At 65.5% G+C, this 18,379-nt stretch carries 3 protein-coding genes; all 3 read right to left on the bottom strand.

Annotation, left to right across the window (positions count from 1 at the left end; all coding sequences use genetic code 11):
* Positions 1–96 precede the first annotated feature (96 nt).
* From BM269_RS26380 to BM269_RS26370, 3 genes are read right to left on the bottom strand one after another with little or no spacing between them, the layout of a single operon-like run.
* On the bottom strand, positions 97–1,092 hold the full coding sequence (locus BM269_RS26380) for a hypothetical protein (protein WP_090444629.1): 996 nt from the start codon (positions 1,090–1,092) through the stop codon (positions 97–99).
* Between the two features lie 6 nt (positions 1,093–1,098).
* The gene (locus tag BM269_RS26375; protein WP_090444626.1) at positions 1,099–9,198 is read right to left on the bottom strand and encodes an RHS repeat-associated core domain-containing protein; all 8,100 of its coding nucleotides are present in this window, start codon (positions 9,196–9,198) and stop codon (positions 1,099–1,101) included.
* Between the two features lie 33 nt (positions 9,199–9,231).
* Positions 9,232–18,276 (bottom strand): carboxypeptidase regulatory-like domain-containing protein, encoded by a 9,045-nt coding sequence (locus BM269_RS26370; RefSeq protein WP_170860491.1) that lies wholly within the window; start codon positions 18,274–18,276, stop codon positions 9,232–9,234.
* Positions 18,277–18,379 lie beyond the last annotated feature (103 nt).

The raw sequence follows: 18,379 nt of genomic DNA, 5'->3' as shown, positions 1-18,379 counted from the left end.
TGGTTCAAGTGTTTGACTATTGAAAGCGAGGTAATCGCGGAATTCGATCCGGTGTTCTTTCATGGCCATTTGCATCAGCAACCAGGAATGATGCGTCTAGTCGACGTTAGGATTCGCCAGCAGCCTTGTCTGGTACACGTGCAGGGGCTTGGCGTCCACCAAATCGGCAGGCGGCACAAACTCGATCCTGATCGACGGGCGCAACGCCTTCGGGAACCGGGTCACTTTAAGCACGCGCCTGCCATGCGATTGCAGCAACGGCACCAACGTGTCATCGTCGGGCAGCTCAAAACCGGCATGCGTGCCAAGCATGATGTCATACAGGCGCGGATGCTGCGCAAGGATAGTCCAATCCACTTGCCTGGTTTCCAGCCACAATCCGGCGCATTCCAGGCGCGGCATAGTGCCGATCCACGACAAGTCGGCCTGGCTTGCTTGATCCGCCTCCACGAACAGGTAGCGCAGCTTGCCGAGGGAATGAATCGCATTGATATCACGCAGCTTTTTCGCCTCGCCGATCTCGACGATCTCGAGATTTCCAGCCTCGCCCAAGCCTGATACATCTTCCAGCTTTTTGGCGCCCAACAGGCGCAGTTCCTTTAAACCGTTCAGTGTTCCACTGCCCTTCAGGCCGGTCAGGGCGCAGCGGCGCAAACGCATTGCCGCCAACGCCCGTGCCTCGGACAGGAAGGCGAGATCGGCAGCTTTCAAGCCTTCCAGGTCCAGGTACCGCAGGCGCGGATGGTTCAAATGGCGTTTATCCAGCCCGGACGCATCTTCGCACTGAACAACTTCCAGCCCAGGCAATTGGCGCAAATCGAATGCCGGCTGCGGCAGTTCATCGCCAAAGGTTATGCGCCGCACTGCCTTCAGCTTCTCAAGACCTGCCGACGATCCCACATCAGGATAGTACAGCCAACGCACCCGGTCGGCGAATTCGGCCAGCGGCTCAAAGCTGCCCAAGGCGCTTTTCGGCTCGACGCCGTCGTATTTCCATTGCGCGACGGCTTCGCGGCTCGCATCGTCCCAGTCGAATAATCGAAGGATTGCAGCACGGGGTTGACCATTCAGTTCACAAATCTCAGCGCTCATCTGGCCTCAAATCTTAGGACACATCAATTTTTTGAAGACATTGTAATCGCGCTTGATTGGATTGTCCGGTCCAATTGCACGGTTCTTGTTCAACAGCTCGTGCCCCGACTTCTCGAGGATATCCATCACCAGTTGTTCGACCTTGTACAGCGCTTCCTTGCCACCCGGGACATTGAAGCGCATCAGGATCTTGGCATTCGCTTTCCACAAGTTCTTGCCCTGCTTGACCGCTTCGTCAATGTGCTGTTTCAGACGGTTGTCGATATCGACCGATTGGCCAACATACAGGCCGCCAGTCGCAGCGTCGATCAGGATGTAAATACCGTAGTCAACTGCCTGTTCGGCAATGGCAGCGCCAAGGTCGCAACCGAAGCGGGAGAACGCCTGGCGAATTCCTGCGATCGCGCTGTTTTGCAACGAGCTTTGGCCGTCCAGCGCCGCCATCTGGCCACCGAGCGTTTCGTTGCCGCTCGGGTCCACCATGTTGACCGGATCATCGTTCGCATAGGCATAGCGATGCAGGGAAATCGGCTGGCTCGGCACACCGGCGAACCGGTCCATCGAAACAAAGCGGCCGCTCTCCAGGTCGACCCAGCGCGCACGGTTGTATTGCAGTCCGGCGTGCGCATCGAAGTACTCGCCGGTGTAGCGGTAAGCGGTATCTGCGGTGCCACCCTGCTCCAGCACCTGGCCGAAGGCATCGTAGCGGTAGCTGCCTGCCGCCTGCCCATCGTCGCCCGCCAGGATGCGTACGCTGCCCTGCGGGTCTGAGTGATAGAAGGTGCCCTGTCCGCCGCGCACCTCGCGAATCAGCTCCTTGCCCCACACATAGCGAGTCGACTCGGTACTCGCTCCGGTCACCTCTTTCTGCTCCAGCACCTGGGCAAACGGGAACGTCGAGTCGACCAGGTAGGTGGTTTGCCTGGTCTTTTCACCGTTGTCGCCAAACTCGGTCTTCGCCACACGATTGCCATTGCCGTCGTAGGCATATTGCGCGACCGTCTTTGCCTGCGCCTGCGAAGCACCTTGCTTGACTTCCACAAGGCGGTTATCGGCATCCCAGCCGTAGAAGGTCTGGAGCCCACCAACCGCCTTGCTCAGCAGGTTGCCGTTGGCGTCCCAGGCATAGCTGGTTTCGACCTGGCTGTTGCCGGTGCTGGTCGTTTCCGACAGTAGCCGGTCATTGTTGTCGTAGTTATAGTTCGTAATCGCGGTGACCGCGCCGCTGGTACGGGCACGCTCGGTTCGGTTGCCCACCTTGTCGTACTTGTATTTCGTGTCGCTGTCGGCAGATGGATTGCGGCCATGGGCCTGCTCGCGCATCAGACGGCCGTACGCATCGAACTCGAAATCGTTCGTCACGACAGGGTTCGACAAGGCCTCGCCTGCGAGCGTGCTGCTTGCATCGAATTCAGCGGCCTGTGTCCGGCGGCCGTTCGCATCGAGCACATACTGCACGCCGAACACGATCGAATTGTCGCCGCGCGAGTGCAGCCCCTGCACCAGGCGGCCGTTCGAATCGTAGCGGTAGCGGGCAGTAATGCCATCCGGCGTGACGACGGCTTCCAGCTTGCCGTCCGCCGCGTACTGGTAGGTAGTCGCCTTGCCGTCGACATCCGTCACCTTCTCGATACGGCGCTGGTTATCGTAGGCATAGCGCACCGTGCCGGCTGCAGTTGAACGGGCCACGATATCGCCCGCCTGGTCGTATTCGTACGCGATGAAGCTGCCATCGGCATTCACCTTGCGTGACAGGCGATCGGCGCTGTCGTAAATGAAGGTGGTCGTGCCAGCCGCCAGGCCTTTGCCCGCCAGCGTAACGGAAGCCGGCTTGCCGGTCGCGCTATACGTTGTGCTGACAGTGCCGCCATCGGGCCGCACCACCATCTCGGTGCGGCCAACCGAATCGACGGCGAAGCGCGTCGTCTTGCCGGCAAAGTCGGTTTTGCCGGTCTGATTGCCTGCCGCATCGTAGTCGAACCGTTCCACTTTCCCATCTGGCAGTGTACGCCCCGTCATGCGCGAGTTGGCGTCATAGGTCCAGCGCGTGACCCGCGCTTCCGCATCGGTCTGGCTGGTCTTGTTGCCCAACTCATCGTACTCGAAGACAGTTGCCTGGCCGCCGGAAGCGGCGGTCATGGTGACTTTCTTCAGGCGCCAGGCGCCGTCGTACTCATAGCTCTTCTCATTGCCTGCGTAGTCCTTCTCGGACTGCTTGGTATTTGCGACAGTCCATACGGTCGCCGCAAATTTTCCGTCAGGCAGCGTCGCCTTGACCAGCCGGTCCAGGCCATCGTATTCGTACTTCGTCACGCGGCCCGCCGCATCCGTCATCGCGGAGACGTTCCCGTTCTTGTCGTACTCGAACTTGGTCTCCGCACCGCCCGGCACCTGGAGACTGACCAGGCGGCCCGCGGCATCGTAGCCATTGACGGTGCGCTGGCCCAACTGGTCGGTCACAGCGACCAGACGGCCTGCCGCGTCATATTCGTTCGTCACCGTCCCGCCGTCCGGGAAAATCGTCTTGGCGCGGCGATTCAGTGCATCGTATTCATGGCGCGTGACGCGGCCCGCCTGGTCCGTCGTGGCAACCAGGTTGCGCTCCGCATCGTACTCGCTGAGCTGCGATGTGCCGTCAGGATAGGTGATCTTGCTGACCTGCCCGCGCACCGTGTAGGCAAAGCCGGTGCGGCGGCCCAGCGGGTCGATCTTCGCCAGCACCTGGCCGCCGGCGTTGTACTCGGTCTTGGTCACGAAGCCCAGGGCATCGGTTTCCTCGACCGCGCGTCCCTCGGCATCGAGTTTGCGAGTGATGGTGTAAGTCTTGGGCACGCCATCCTGGATGACCGTCCAGCTACGGCTGGTCTCCTGGTTATTGGTGTTGTAGCCGTACGTGATCCTGGTGCCGGCACCATCGGTTTCGGTGGCCGGAGTGCCCTTGAGGTTATAGGTGAAGGCCCTGCTACGGCCGGCAACCCGCACCGAAGTCATGTTGCGGGAGCCGTCATACCCGACAGAATTCACCCGCCCCATCGGCTCGGTCACCGACTGCGATCCCATCAGGGAATAGCCGAAGTTCGTGATATTGCCGTTCGGGTCGACAATCTTCTCGACATAGGTGCCGGAAGTGCTGTCGTATTCCCAGCGCGTCTCGTTGCCCGCTGCGTCGGTTTCCGAAGTCTGCTTACCGGTGCGCTGGTTGAATACGCGCGTCGTGCGCCCCCCGAGTGGATTGGTCTGTACAGATTCATTGCCCAGCGCGTCGTACTCGAAGCTGGTCTTGTTGCCCAGCGCATCGATCCGCTCGGTGACATTGCCCTTGGAGTCGTAGGCATAGATGGTCTGGTTGCCGCGGCGGTCGGTGATGGTTTCGCGGTTGGACGTTCCATCATGCTGCAACCGGATCGCCTTGCCCTCCGCATCGTACGCAGCAACCAGCCTGCCCTCGTCGTCATACACGTAGCGCGCAGCCACGTTACCGTTTGGATCGGTGTACTGGACCAGGCCGTGCGCGCGGTTATAGGCATAGTTCGACGCGGCGCCAACGCGGTTGGTGACCTTGACCAGGTCGCCGGCCGGGTCATAGGCGTAAGCGATCGATTTGCCGGATGGGTCGGTCACCGCTGTGATGCGGTTCTGTGCATCGCGCGTGAAGCTGACCGACTGGCCGCCGCTATGCAAGATGCCGTTCCTGCCGTAGGTCAGCGTGTTGCCGGCAGGGTCCTTGACTTGTACGATACCGATGCCTTCGGTGATGTAATAACTGAAGTTATCTTCAGTGACAAGCTTGTACTCTTTGGGGTTCCAGGGTTCCAGCGCATCCATGTCAAACAACTGGCCGCCGCGGGCCATCAGGTTTGGCACGTTGACGATTTCAAGCGAGCTGGTGGTGCCAGGCAGTGGCGTGAAATAGACGTCCACCGGCGGAATCTGCCCCATCGCGCACTCCTGGCGGTTGGCGGCGCTGAAACGCTCGACTTTTCCGTCAGGCAGGGTGATGTTGATCTTGCGCTTGCCGGCCGGGACGATGCACAACAGGAGCTGGGTTGACCGTGCAATGACATCCCATTGCAGTCCCAGCACCATATTCTTGCGTACCTGGACGTTCTGGTAGTCCACGCTCCAGCCGTAGCCGAAGTCCAGCTTTTCATCCTTGCGGCGCGTGTCGTACGTGCGCGAGACGCGGATCGGCACCCCGGCCGCTTCCAGGTCAAGGTCGATGTACGTCAGCGCAAACTGGCCAATTTTCAGGTCGCGATAGACGTCGACCGTGATCATCCGGGTCTGCTGGCGGCCATTCGCATCAACGACGCTCAACACCAGCTCATAAATCCCGTTGGCCAGCTGGGTCGGGTCGAGCTTGCCCAGCACGCCGTTGCTGACGGCGCTGGTGCCGCGTGCGATTTCGCTCCAGGCGCTGCCGCCGGAAGGGCGCAGCAGCAACTGGTAGTATGCCAGGTTGGCGGCTGTCGCGGTACCAGTCACGTCGACCGGCGCAGTCACTTCGGCGTCATCAACCGGCGCCGCGATCAGCGCCACCGGTGTGCTGCTGTCGGCAGGATCGCGCACGCTGTAGGTGCCGACGCGGGTGGTGGTACCGAGGCTATCGGTGATTTTCGCCGTGATCTGGTGCGCGCCGAGCGCGCTGCCGGTCACCGTCGCGCGGCCCTCCTGCGTCAGCGCCACTTCCTGGCCGTCGATGGCCAGGCTGCGCGTGACGTTGCCGCTGCCACCGGTGCTCAGCACGTCGATGGTCACGCTCTCGCCCAGGTTGATGACCTGCGGAGTGATCCTCAGGTTGGCGTCAAGCGGCACTTCCTGCCCAACGGTGAGCTGGTAGCGCTGTTCGGCATAGGCGCGTCCGTTGTCGGCCCGCACCGTGACGTTCCAGACACCCGCCACCGGCTTGTTCCAGCTGATCACGCCCGTCGCCGAAATCGCCATGCCGGTCGGTGCTTCGCGCAGGGCATACGCCAGCGCGGCGCCTTTGGGGTCGGTGGCCAGAACGGCGTAGCTGTAAAGCTGGTTGGCGCCGCCGCTGATGACCGGAGCGCTGGTGATGAGCGGGGCGCCCGCCACGGCACCGCTGTCAAAGCCGCCACTGGTGTCCAATCCCGCCGCGATGGTGCCGGTCAGGATGTCGCAAGCGCTGCCGGCCTGCCCCGCCGACAGGCGCGCCAGGAACAGGCCGCTGGCCACGTCGGCCTGGCCGGCGTAAAAGCGCCAGCGCGTAGTGCTGCCGGCCTCGCCCAGCAGGCTGGCCAGCGTGTCGTTGACTGGCTGGGCGGCCTGCGCTGCCGGCACAGCTGCGCCAGCGGCTTGGAGCGGGCTGGCCAGCGCCAGCCAGGTGGTGCCGTTCGGCAGGTACAGGGCGGCGGTGGCATAACCGGTTTCTCCGTACAGGCGGTAGTTGCCTGCACCGCCGGCGTCTTCCATCGCCAGGCCATGGCCATTCCAGTTGCCGATGTTGACCGGTCCCTGCGCCACCAGCACGCGGCTGCCTGCCGCCGCGCTATTGCGGATATCGGCTGCGGCGTTGGCAGCAATGTCCACCAGCGGCATCACGCTGGCGGCATTGGCGCCGGTCACGGCGAACACCTTGTTGCCGGCGCCCGCCGCGGCGCTCAGCGCCTTGAGCGGCGAGGCGGCCTGGCCCGGCGTTTGCGCGCTGGTGAACAGCTTGGCCAGCACCAGATGGCCGTAGGCGGCATTGCGCTCGTTGGCCTGCTTGATGTATGCCGACGGCGCCAGGCCGCCAGTGTTCTGCGCCACCGCGCTGTCCAGGCGGTCGATGTCCAGCACCACGCCTGGGAAACGCACCTTGTTGATAATGCCCATCACCATTTCAGGCTGGGCCTGCGCCACGGCGCGGCCGTACGACGGCTGGCGTACATCCACCATGCGCGCGGCGCGCTGGAACACCCCGGCATTGGCATCCACGGTGGCGAAATAGCCCAGCGCGGCGTGGTACAGCAGTTCGCCGCTGACATCGTCGCGCGTCAGGCTGGCGCCCTGCCCGCCGGCCAGCTTGGCCTGCATGGCGTTCAGGCGCGCCTTGAGGGCGGCCAGTTGGCCGGCCGACACGCCCTGCGTATCGACGGCCACCGCGTGGTAGTCGCCGGCATGCGCGCCAAACGAAGATTCGTTCCAGTCGCCGCTGGACGGGTCGAAACTGGCAATGCTGCCCGCCAGCTCGCTGCCCAGGACGAAGCTGCCGCCGCTGGCGACCAGTTCGCCGTCGGCGCGGATTTCCGCTTTCACGCGCACCAGGTAGCCCGGCACTTCGAGCGGCAGCTCGCCCGGCTGGATCGGGCTGCCGTCGGCGTGCTGCTTCGGCATATAGGAAGCCAGGACATCGGCGTCGGCCTGGCTGGCCGGGACGAAGCTCAATGTCAGGCGCTGGTTGGCCACGCTTGCCAGGCTGCCGCTATAGCTGACAGCCGGCGTGTTGGCCGCCTGCTGCGCGGCGCCGGCAAACAGCTGCAGGCGGAACTGCCAGCGCAGGTTGTCCGGCAGCGCGTTGACGATCGTCCCCTGGGCTACTTTGGTGTACGGCAGGCTGCCCAGCAGGATGCTGTAGTTGCGGGCGGCGATGCTGCGGTTGCCCAGCACATCGCCTACGGTCAGGTCGGCGCCCTGCTGCCCCAGGTAGCTGTTCAGGCGCGTCTTGTAATCGGCATAGCCGGCCTGCAGGTTCTGCAGGTTCAGGCTTTGCGCGTAGTCCGGCGTACAGACGGCGCCCTGGCGTACCTGGCCGAGCAGCCCGCTCTCGTTCAGGCTGACGGCATTGGCCAGGTCCAGGCCCGGCTTGACGTCCATCTGCTTGAAGCTGGCGTCCAGCGGCACCCAGGCGCCCGGCGCCTTGTTGACGCCGCCGCGGCTTGGCGAGAAGTCGACCAACGCTTCCACCCAGACGTGTTCGAGCTGGATGGCGCCGGCCTGGCCGGCCTGGCTGACGGCCCGGTGGGGGATGCCGGCCTGCGCCAGCAAGGCTTGCGCGGCGGCGGCATGATCGACGCCCAGCCAGTTGTTGATCTTCGCCACCGGTACTTCGATGGTGCCGTACACATAGCGCGACGCGATGCCGGCGGCACGGTTCAGCGCAATCAGCAGGCTGGCGGTGTCCGTTGCGCTGCCGCGGCGCGCCAGCAGCGTGGCATCCGCATCCTGCATGGCGCCAAAGCCCGGCGCGAAGGCGATATTGTTGCGGACCCAGTTATAGATGGCCACCGGGTTGTTGCCCAGTTGCGCCGCCAGCGCCCGCACGGCCGGCGTCAGCACGACTTCACCCTGCTGTGCCAGGTCGCCCGGCTGCACCGCGTCAGGCAGGATGGCGTCCGGCAGCGCGATGCCGCTCAGGGAACCGGCAGCGGCCAGCAGCACGGAACGCGGGAAGCGCTTCTCGTGCTGGCGCTCCGTCATCGCCACGGCAGGCGGCGCCTTTTTCTTCTTGCCCCATGCATGTCCCTTGCCATGAGCGCCTTGCCCCGGCAGGCTGGAATGCCGCTTCATCAGCCTTGCCAGGCCGTCCAGCGCCGTCTGCACGCTGCCCTTGCCGCCGGCTGCCGCATCCAGTGCCGCCATCGCCGCTTTCAGCTCCTCCTTGCGCGCGCCGAAATCCTGCAGCGCCTGCTGCTGGCGCGCCAGGATGTCGCCGCTGGCCAGGCCCGCCGCACGCAGGTGCGCCTCGGTCGCGGCGAACGACTGCGCCATCACCGCTTCTTCTTTTTTCAGGCGGACGTACTGCGCGCGCAGGGCGTTGACCTGCGCCAGGGCATCGCTGCCGCGGCCGGCGGCCAGGTCGGCCTCGGACTTGCCGGCCATCGCTTCCAATTGCGACAGCGCGAAGCCGTAAGCCTGGGTCGGCGCGGCGGCAGTTGCAGCGGCGCTGCCACTGCTGGCGGCGGGACGCTGCCAGCCCTTGCCGGTCGGGATGCCGTTGGCATCCACGCCGGGCAGGCTGCGGCCTGCCGCGCCGGCCAGCGGCTGCAGGGTGAAGGGAGCTGGGGTCTGAGCATAAGCGACTACCGGCGCCACCGTGCTGCTGGCAAAAGTGGCCAGCAGGGCGGAAGCAATGATGCGTTGCATGGTGCTGTTACGGAACATGGTCTTTTCCTGGCTAACTTCGTTCGTGTTTTCTTATTGCTTCGGTTGCAGGCGGCTCCAGCGCCACTCGGCTTCGCGCAGCACGCAATCGATCTGCTGGCGGATCGCTGCCGTGTCGTTCGGCAGCGCCAGCAGGTTGTCGGTCGCCTCCAGCAGCGCCGCGATCGCCGCCGCGTAGCCGGCCTGGGTGCCGGCACCGAAGTAGCCGATGCCCGCGCGCACGGCGTTGGCGGCGTTGTCGCGCGGCTTGCGGTACTTCGGATGCGTCACGGGCAACTGGTCGATCGCGTTCAGCGCCGCGCTGCCGTACTGGCTGGCGCTGTTGACGGTCACGCCGCGCTGCAGCTTGCCGCCGTATTGCACGGCAGTGCCCTTGTCGAGCCAGCTCACCGTGGTCTCCAGCACGTACTGGCCGGCCGTCTCCGGCGCCCTGACCTGCAGGTCCAGGTTGGCCGTCTGGCCCGCCGACAGCGCGAGCCTCCAGCGCACGGTATTGCTGGCCTGGTCGAACAGCGCCTCCGGTGCCGAGGCATGGTAGCTGGCGCCGGCCGGCAGTTGCACCGTCACGTCCAGGTCCACGGCTTCGGACTGGTTGGCGATCGTGGTGCGCAGCGGCACCAGGGCGCCGCCCATCGGCACTTCGGCAACGTTCGGCAGGACAGCCGCCAGGGCCGAGCGCAGTACCGGCAGCCAGCCCGGCTCCCCGGCCAGGCTGCTGGCCAGGTCGAAGGCGAACAGCATCGAATGGCCGTTGCCGTAGGTGTTGCTGAACACCGCCGGACCGGCGTTCTGCGGCAGCACCGCGTCGAACTCGGCTTGCGGCGTGCTGCCGTTCGCAATCGGCTTCAGTGCGCGGCCGACGGAAAGCAGGCGCTGGCTCTCGAACAGCGGGCCGGTGAAGCGCACCGCCAGGTTGGTCTGGCCGATCTTGCCGCGGTACAGGATGCCGGTCACGCTGTCGAACACCTTGTTGCGGTTGTCGTGCACGCCATCCACGATCAGGCCATCGCCGCCGTTGATGCGTTCGCGCAGCTCGGCCACCTGCTGGACACTCATCTTGTCCTCCTTGCCGGAGACCCAATAGGTGTTGAACAGGCCGCTGCGCAGCTTGGCCTGGAAGGCTTCGGGGCTGGTCACCACCAGGTGCGGCAGCTCCAGCGCGGTCAGCGCGGCGTCGATTGCCTGCATGCGCTCGGTCACGCAGACCGGCGGCTTGCCGTCATTGCCCGGCGCATCGTTCTCGTCGTCGTTGCAGGACACCAGGGCCAGCACGCGGTTGCCGGCCACCAGTTGCTGCCCGATGTCCAGCTTGACGTCAGGCTTGGACTTCGGCAGCAGCTGGAAGGCATCCTGGGCCAGCGTCATCTGCTTGCCGCCGACGGTGGCGCCCAGCTTGGCCACGTAGTTGCGCCCTGCTTCGCCATCGGCCAGCCAGTTGCCGGCGCCGTTGTAGACGCCGCCCGCCGCCAGGTTGGCGCTGTACGGGAACTCCGCCCGCACTTGCTGCGCCACCGGATCGAGCAGGCTGACGGTCAGCGGCAGGTTGTCCAGCGCGCTGTTGCCGTTGTTGATCACCTGGAAGGTGAAGGCCAGGCTGTCGCCGATCGGCACCAGCTTCGGCATGGCGGTAATGCTGCCGCCCAGGCCATAGCCGGTTTCCGCGCTCGAGCTGACGGCATAGGCCGCGCTACGGCTGTCGAGCACGCGGCCCGCGCTGTCGCGCAGCTGCTGCTCGACGCGGTAAGTGCCCGGCAGCGCATTGACCATGCGGAACGGCGACGCGAATTCCAGCTTGGCGCCCGGCGCCAGCTGCACGACCGCGTGCGCCTTGCCGAATACCTGGGCATTGGACTGGTTGTAGACCTGGATCGCCAGCGTCAGGTTTTCCATGGTCACATTGGCCGACTGGCCGGTCACGCGCGAGCTGATGGCCACACGGTCGGTCGGGGCATAGTTTTGCTTGTCCAGCGCCAGCGTCGTGACGGCGGCCGCCTGCGACGCGTCGGCCAGCACGCGGAAGTCCACCTTGGCGCTGGCCACGGCCTGGCCGTTCTCGCTCAGCACAGCGCGCGCGGTGTACGCGCCCGGCTGCAGCTGGCCGGCGGCGTAGGCGCCATTGACCTGCAGCGAGCCGCCGGCCGGAATGCCGACAGCCTGCTGCGTCACCGTGTTCACCAGCGCGCCGCTCGCATCGAAGACATCCACGCGCAGGTCGCCGTTGGCCACCTCGGTATTGGCATTGGCCAGCGAGGTGGTCACCAGCGCGCTCTCGCCTGCCAGGTATTCCGGCTTGTCGGTGGTGGCGCCGATATTGATCACGTTCGCCGCGCGCACCATCGGCACCTTCAGCGGCACCGTCACGTCGCCGGCGGCAAACGTGTTCTGGAAACTGATGAAACCGGAATCCAGGGTTGGGCGCACCTCGCCCAGCTGCATGCCGGCCTGGTTGGCGCCGAAGCACACCTGCGCGCCCTGCGCGGTCACGTCGCGCAGGTTCCAGACGTACTCGGTGCGTCCGTCAGTCAGCGGCACCACGGCGCTTGGCGGCTTGCTGGCGCCGGTCAGCTGCTGGCCGGCCTTGGCCACCAGGTGGGCCTGCACGCCAATCGCGCCGCAGGTGACCGGCACCTGCCAGATCGACTGGTCGTTGTGGTTCCACATCAGGATGCGGTTGTTGAAGCGGTCGAACGCCAGGTAGTCGATATCGGACAGGTTCGGCGCAATCGTGCGGGCGTCGAACAGGCGCGCGATCTGGCCGGTGCGCGGCACCACCTGGGCCAGCGAGTATTCCTCGCCATCCTGGTTGATGCGCGTCCACTTGAACGGAGCGATGTAGAAATTGTCGGCGCAGTCGGCCGCGATATTCGGATAGCCGTCGCCTTCGAAGTAGGGATGGTCGTCGCCGTCGGCCTTGCTGAAGATCGCCACCGAGCTGCCGTCCGGCTTGATCATCGACACCGAGTGGTTCTCGTTCTGGACATAGACGTTGTCGCGGCCGTCGACGGCAATGCCGCGCGGGCTCGGGAAGCCGCTGGTCGCGACAGTCGACACCGCGCCCTGCTGCGTCACCTTGAGCAGCTTGCCGACGCTGCCCACCAGCACCTCGTCGCGGCTGTTGACCTGCACCCCGGCGGCATTGGTCACGCCCAGGTCGGCCAGCACGGTCTTGCTGCCGTCGCGGGTCACGCGCAGCACTTCGAAGCGGCTGGTGCTGGCGTTGCGCGACGCAACGTAGAAGTTCTCCTGCGAGTCGCTGGCAAGGCCATACGCCAGGTTCATGCCGCTGGCGACCACAATGCTGCTGCCGGACGCGTCGGTGCGGTACAGCTTGCCCGCATCGGTCACATACAGGTTGCCGGCGCGGTCGCTCGCCATTCCGTACGGCGTCAGGCTCTTGCTGACGGTGCGCACCTGGCCCATCTCGACGCGCGAAATGGTGGTGTAGTCGGCGCCTTTCAGGTCCAGGCACATTGCCAGCACGCTGTCGCCCGGCGGCAGTTCGCTGCGCGCGGCGGTCAGCTGGCTTTGTGCATTCGGGCCCACGTGCAGGAAGTTCTGCATGCTGCCGTCGATGCCGCTGCGGCTCATCTCGATGCGGAAGTCGCCGCCGTATGGCGGCACCCAGGTGCCGAAATTGAGCTTCTGGTAGCTGCCGTCGATGCCCAGTTCCGCCATCGGCACAACGGCTTCGAACACCACGCTGCCCACGGCCGGCGGCTGCAGCGGCGCGCTTTGCGTCATGGCATACAGCACCCCGCGCGAACTGTCGTCCTGCGCCACCAGGTAGGACTGGCTGTCGTTGGCCACGGCCACGCCGTTCAGCTGCCAGCGGTTGACCAGGTTGTTCATCAGGAGGTCGGAAGTCACCCCGTCGGTGCCGATGCGCACTACAGTGCCGTTGCTGCCGACAGCCAGCATGCTGCCGTCCGGCGCCAGGTCGAACGCGCTCAAGCCGGCCGGCACGGTGGCCAGGTGGTCGACCTTGCCGTTCTGGTAGCTGACGATGGTGTTGTTGCTGATGTTCAGCATCAGCGTCGCGCCGCCTGCCGTCTGGCGCAATGCCACGGGATTGGACAGGCCGGACGCAAACACGTCCGCGACCCAGCCCGCGCCCTGCTGGCGCAGCTTGTTCAACTGGCTGGTGCTGCGGTTGGCCATCACCAGCTGGTCGCCGTCGGCCAGCATGCCGTTCATGCCGCCCACCGTGGACAGGTTGCTGACGATGCCGGCGCCGTTGACGCGATCAACACCATTGGTGCGCGCAACCAGCAAGTCGCCGCCGCTGTTGAAGGCCAGCCCGATCGGCGAAGTCATGCGCGCGAAAATGCTGCCCGCCGAGCTGGTGGCCGGCGCGAAGCGCAGCACCATATTATTGGAATTGCTCGCCACGTACAGCTTGCCGCTGGCATCGAAGACCAGGCCCTGTGGCGCGCGCAGCCCGGCGAAGTCCAGTTCCACCGCCTTGGCCGGCGACAGGATGACGACGCGGCCGTCATCCGCATACGAGTATGCCAGGCCGCCATCCGGGCGCACCGCCAGGCCGCCCAGGCCAAAATTGCCGGCGTTGTAATACTGCTCGTAGACCTTGGAGCCGCCCACGTACTTGTTGATGCTGGTGCTGGACGCCGTGCCATAGGTCACGCCGCCGGCATGGGCCAGGTAGCGCGCCTGGAACTTGCCCTGGTAGGCCGGGTAGGCATCGTCGGCATACCACATGAAGCGCTCCGAATTGTCGACGAAGCGCATCTCGCTGCCGCTGAAGACGATCGACGTCGGATTCTCGAAGCCGTGCAGGCGCGCGACTTCTTCGCCCGCCATGGTGTGCGCGGTCAGGGTGTACAGCGAATCGTCCACCGCCCACAGCTTGTGGTCCGGGCTGACGGCACCGAATGCGAGATTGCCGTTCGGGCCGTAATAGCCGCGCGACATCAGCAGCGTGGTGGCGCCGGTGATGGTATTGACGCGGTAGGTCTTGTCGTAGTTGAAGACCACGATCTCGTTTTCGCCGCCCGCTGTCCAGTTATAGATATGCGGCAGCGTGAACGTGAACGGTGTCAGCGCGCCTTCCGGCGATACCCGGTAGAAGCCGCCGCCGGTGCGCAGCACCAGGTTGCCCGCCGTATCGGACTGCAGGTCGGTCATCGAGGCGGTGGATGGATAATTGGCCAGCGTTACCAGCTCGCGCAGCGTGCCGGTGGTATCGAGCTTGTGGATCTTGCGGTTCGAATAGTCGCTCAGGTAGATATTCCCGGCCGGGTCGACGGCCACCGCGTACGGCGTGAACGGCAGGCCGCTGCGCACGGTCGTCACCAGTCCGGCCGAATCGATGCGTACCAGGGTGGTGCCGGTCAGTGCCAGCAGCGCGCCCGGCGTGACATCCGGTGTCCAGTTGGTGTAGTTGAAGCTGCGGTGCCAGTACTTGTACTCGCCGCCGGCATAGCGCACCATGCTGCCCGAATTGCGGATGTAGACGTCGCCGTTGGCCGCTGCACGCACCTGGTATGGACGCACCAGCAGGCTCTCGGTAACACCCAGCTTGCTGCCGTCGGGCGCCAGCCTGGCGATGCGGTTGGCGCCGTACTCGGTGACGTGCACATTGCCGGCGCCGTCGAGGGCGATGCCCAGCGGACCGTTGAGCCCAGTGGCGAAAGTGCTCTTCACCCCATTGCTGATGCGCGTCACCTTGCCGTTGCCGTATTCGGTCACCAGGTAGTCGCCGTTCGGCAGCACCACCAGGTTGTAGGGCTGCGACATGCCGCTGGCGACGAAGCTGACATTGTTTTGCGCATCCTTGCGGCGCAGCGTGCCATCGGCGTTATTCAACAGCAGCAGGTCGCCATTCAGGTCGTAGGCCATGCCGCGCGGGCCGTTGCCGAAGCCGCGTGCGAACAGGCGCACGGTGCCATTCGGCTGGACAGTGTGGAGCGCGTCGTTATTGGTGTCGCTGACATACAGCGTGCCGTTGGCGTCGAAGGCCAGCCCATATGGCGTGCCAAGGCCGCTCGCGTACACGCTGAGCTCCCCTGCCGGGCTGACTTTCGCCACGCGCGACAGGTCCGCCTCGGCGACGTAGAAATTGCCTGCCGCATCGCGTGCAATGCCCTGTGGATTGCGCAGGTTGCGTACGAACGGCATGATCTTGCCGTCGCCGGCCGAGACTTTGACCAGCGTGCCGTCGCTGCTGTTGGTGACCACGTAATTGCCGGCATCGTCCTGCACCAGCGCTACCGGTCCGGAGAAGCCGTTACGCGCCAGGATGGTTTCCTGGCCGTTGTCGGCACGCAGCACCAGGCGGCTCTCGCCGTTGTAGCGGCCCGCCAGCAGCAAGCCTTCGGCGGTCGAGGTGACCGCCGCAATATCGTTGATCTGCGCCATGTCGAAGCGGGTCGGCACACCCTGCGGCGACAGGCGGTACAACACGGCGTTGTGGCCGGCCCAGATATTGCCTGCTGCATCCATGGCGGCATCGGCATAGGCATAGCCGGATGGCAGCTGGCCCAATATGGTCTGGGTACCGTCGGTATCGAGGCGCAGCACCTTGCCGTCGCTGTAGTTGACGGTGTACAGCCAGCCGGCCGGCGCCATCTTCAGCTTGCGCGCACGCAGCAGCGGCGCACCGCTCGCCAGGGTACGCACGCTCGCTTCAGTCTGGCCGTTGACGGGTTCCTGTGCCGCCAGGGTGACCTTCAGCTGCATGTCGCCGGGCGCCAGCGCCTGGTTGCCGTTGTTGACCACGTCGCCGGTGAAGCTGACCACGGTCTTGGCGCCGGCTTGCGCCAGCGGCGGGTCGGCCAGCACGCCGCCCGCCAGGCGCGGCGCGGCAATCACTTCGAAATCGCCGTCCGCTTCCGCCACCACGCGCCCCGATTCATCAAAGGCGCGCGCCTTGACGGTATAGATGCCGCCCGGCAGGCGCAGGGTATTCCACTCCAGCATCAGCTCCAGGGTGCTGTTGGCGCCCAGCGCCAGCGGCCGGTTGTCCGGCTCCTGGCCGCGCCAGCTTACGCCAGGGTTGCCGAGGTAAGTGTGCACAATGCTGCCTTCCGTGTTGATCACCTGCGCGGTCACCAGCACGCTAGCGGCTTTGGCGGCATTGTTCGCCAACAGGATCTCCAGCGGAATCAGGCCGGTCGCGTAGTAGCTGTGCTGCGGCGTGGCCACCTTGATGAAGCTGATGTCGGCCGCAGTGCTGTCGCGCTTTTGCAGCTTGACGTCGACGCGCGCATTGCCCGCCTGCGGCAGCGCCACGTTGAGCACTTGCGAGAAGTAGTCCGCCGCGCCCACGTTCAGCGCAAAACCGGTGCCGGTGATGCCGGCGATGCTGTACTTGCCCGCCGCGTCGGTGACTACCGCGGCGCCCTGCCCTTGTACCGCCACGGTGGCGCCGGCCACCGGCGCTCCGGTGGCGCCATCGGTCACCAACCCGCTCAGCGTCGAGGACGTCGGCATTGCCGACAGCGCGATATCGCCGATCGCATTGGGGCCGGCCACCGCCGTGCCGCTGCCGCTCACCGGCTGGTAGCCGCTTGCGCTGACCGCGATGGTGAAAGCGCCCGGCGCCACGTTGGCCACGCTGAAGGCGCCGCCGCTGGTGCTGGTCACGCTCTGTCCGGCCACCTTCACGGTGGCGCCGGCGATGCCGGCCTTGGTGGTCGCGTTGACGACTTTGCCGCTGATGGTGGCAGTGGTCGGCACTGGCTTCGAAACCGGAATCAGGCCCGGCGAGAAGGTGTAGTTGGTATTGGCCGCCACGTCCAGGGTAGCGGCTGCCGTGCGGTAGTTGGCCAGCGTGACGGTAACAGTCAGCGGCCCAGGGCTCAGGTTGGCGATCGAATACGCGCCGCTGGCATTGGTGGTGGCCGCAGCGGTGCCGGCCGCCACCACGGCGCCGGCCAGCGGCTGGCCGCTGTCGTTGCGCACGATGCCGGACAGGGTCGCGCTTAGCGAAGCCGGCGCCAGCGCCACGGTGCCGATGCTCAGGCTTTGGCCAGTGCCGACAGTCAGGCTGATATCGCGGCTGGCGTAGCCCAGGCGGGCAAAGCGCAGCGTCAGGTTGCCGGCTGCAATGCCGGACAGGGTGAAGTTGCCGTTGGCATCGCTGCCGGTCGCGGCATCGCCGCCGGCCACCACCTGCACGCTGGCGCCGGCCAGCGGCAGGCCGCTGGCGGCATCGGCCACCAGGCCGCGCACGGAGGCGCTGCCGTTGCTGGCCGGTGGATGGTTGACCAGGTAGAGCGCGCGCAAGGCCACTGCGGTCAGGTAAGGATCGTCGTTCCAGCTGCCGTTGGCCAGCTGGCTGGCCAGCAGCGCGTCGGAAGCCGGTTTCAGGATGGCCTGGTCGGCGGTCTGGGTGGCCAGCACCCACAGCGCCAGCGCATTGTCGAAAGGATTGCCGAAATTGCCGGCCACATTGCGCTGCGCCAGCAGCCAGTTCAGCGACTGCGCACTGAAGGAGCCGGCGCCTTGCTGGCTGGACCAGGCGGCCGATGCCAGCATGGCTTTCAGGGTCGCGTACATGCTGGCCTGGCGGTTGACGGCAAACGAACCGTCGGCCATGTGGTTGGCATCGAGGAAGGCTAGTGCGCGCGTCACCGCCGCCGCATCGGGCTGGGCGCCGCCGGCGCGCTGGGCCAGCAGCATCCACGAGGTGTCGGCAATGTTCGAGGCATAGCCGCCGTCGCCGCCATAGCCGCCGTCGCCATTCTGGCGCTTTTGCAATTCTTCGATCAGGGCCGGCTGCGCGACGCCGCCGTAACCCAGGGCCCAGGCGCGGCGCGCCATGTATTCGGTGCTCAGGTCCTGCTCGGCCGTCAGCGACTGGCGCAGCGGCAGCTGGCTGGCGGCCGGCGCTCCCAGCAGCTTGAGCGTGTAGAGCGTCTCGCTGCGCGCCTGCAGCGCTGTCGCGATCGAAGCCGCTTCCCCGCTCAGCGCGCCGTCGGGCTGTACCTGGGCTTGCAGCCAGCCGAGGCCGCGGCTCAGCGGCGTGTCCTGCGCCTGGGCGGGAGCACTGCACAGCATCAGTTGGAGAAGCAAAGCAAACGACAGGAGGCCGCTGGCGGCCGTGCGGACGAGTTTCACGTTCATTCCCTGGCTAATAAGGTTTTGAATGCCTTTTGGCAATAATCGCCGGCCAGCTTAGCAGAATGTCTTTTGTGATAACTTTTTAAAAAGATAAATTTGT

Origin of the sequence: Duganella sp. CF458, from assembly GCF_900113115.1 — a bacterium.
Taxonomy (GTDB): Bacteria; Pseudomonadota; Gammaproteobacteria; order Burkholderiales; family Burkholderiaceae_D; genus Rugamonas.
Note: the sequence above shows the minus strand (reverse complement) of the source record. Positions and strands in the feature narration are given on the sequence as shown.

Coding starts and splice junctions, on each gene's coding strand:
- BM269_RS26380 (WP_090444629.1), bottom strand. CDS start 1,092: ATGAGCGCTGAGATTTGTGAACTGAATGGTCAACCCCGTGCTGCAATC.
- BM269_RS26375 (WP_090444626.1), bottom strand. CDS start 9,198: ATGTTCCGTAACAGCACCATGCAACGCATCATTGCTTCCGCCCTGCTG.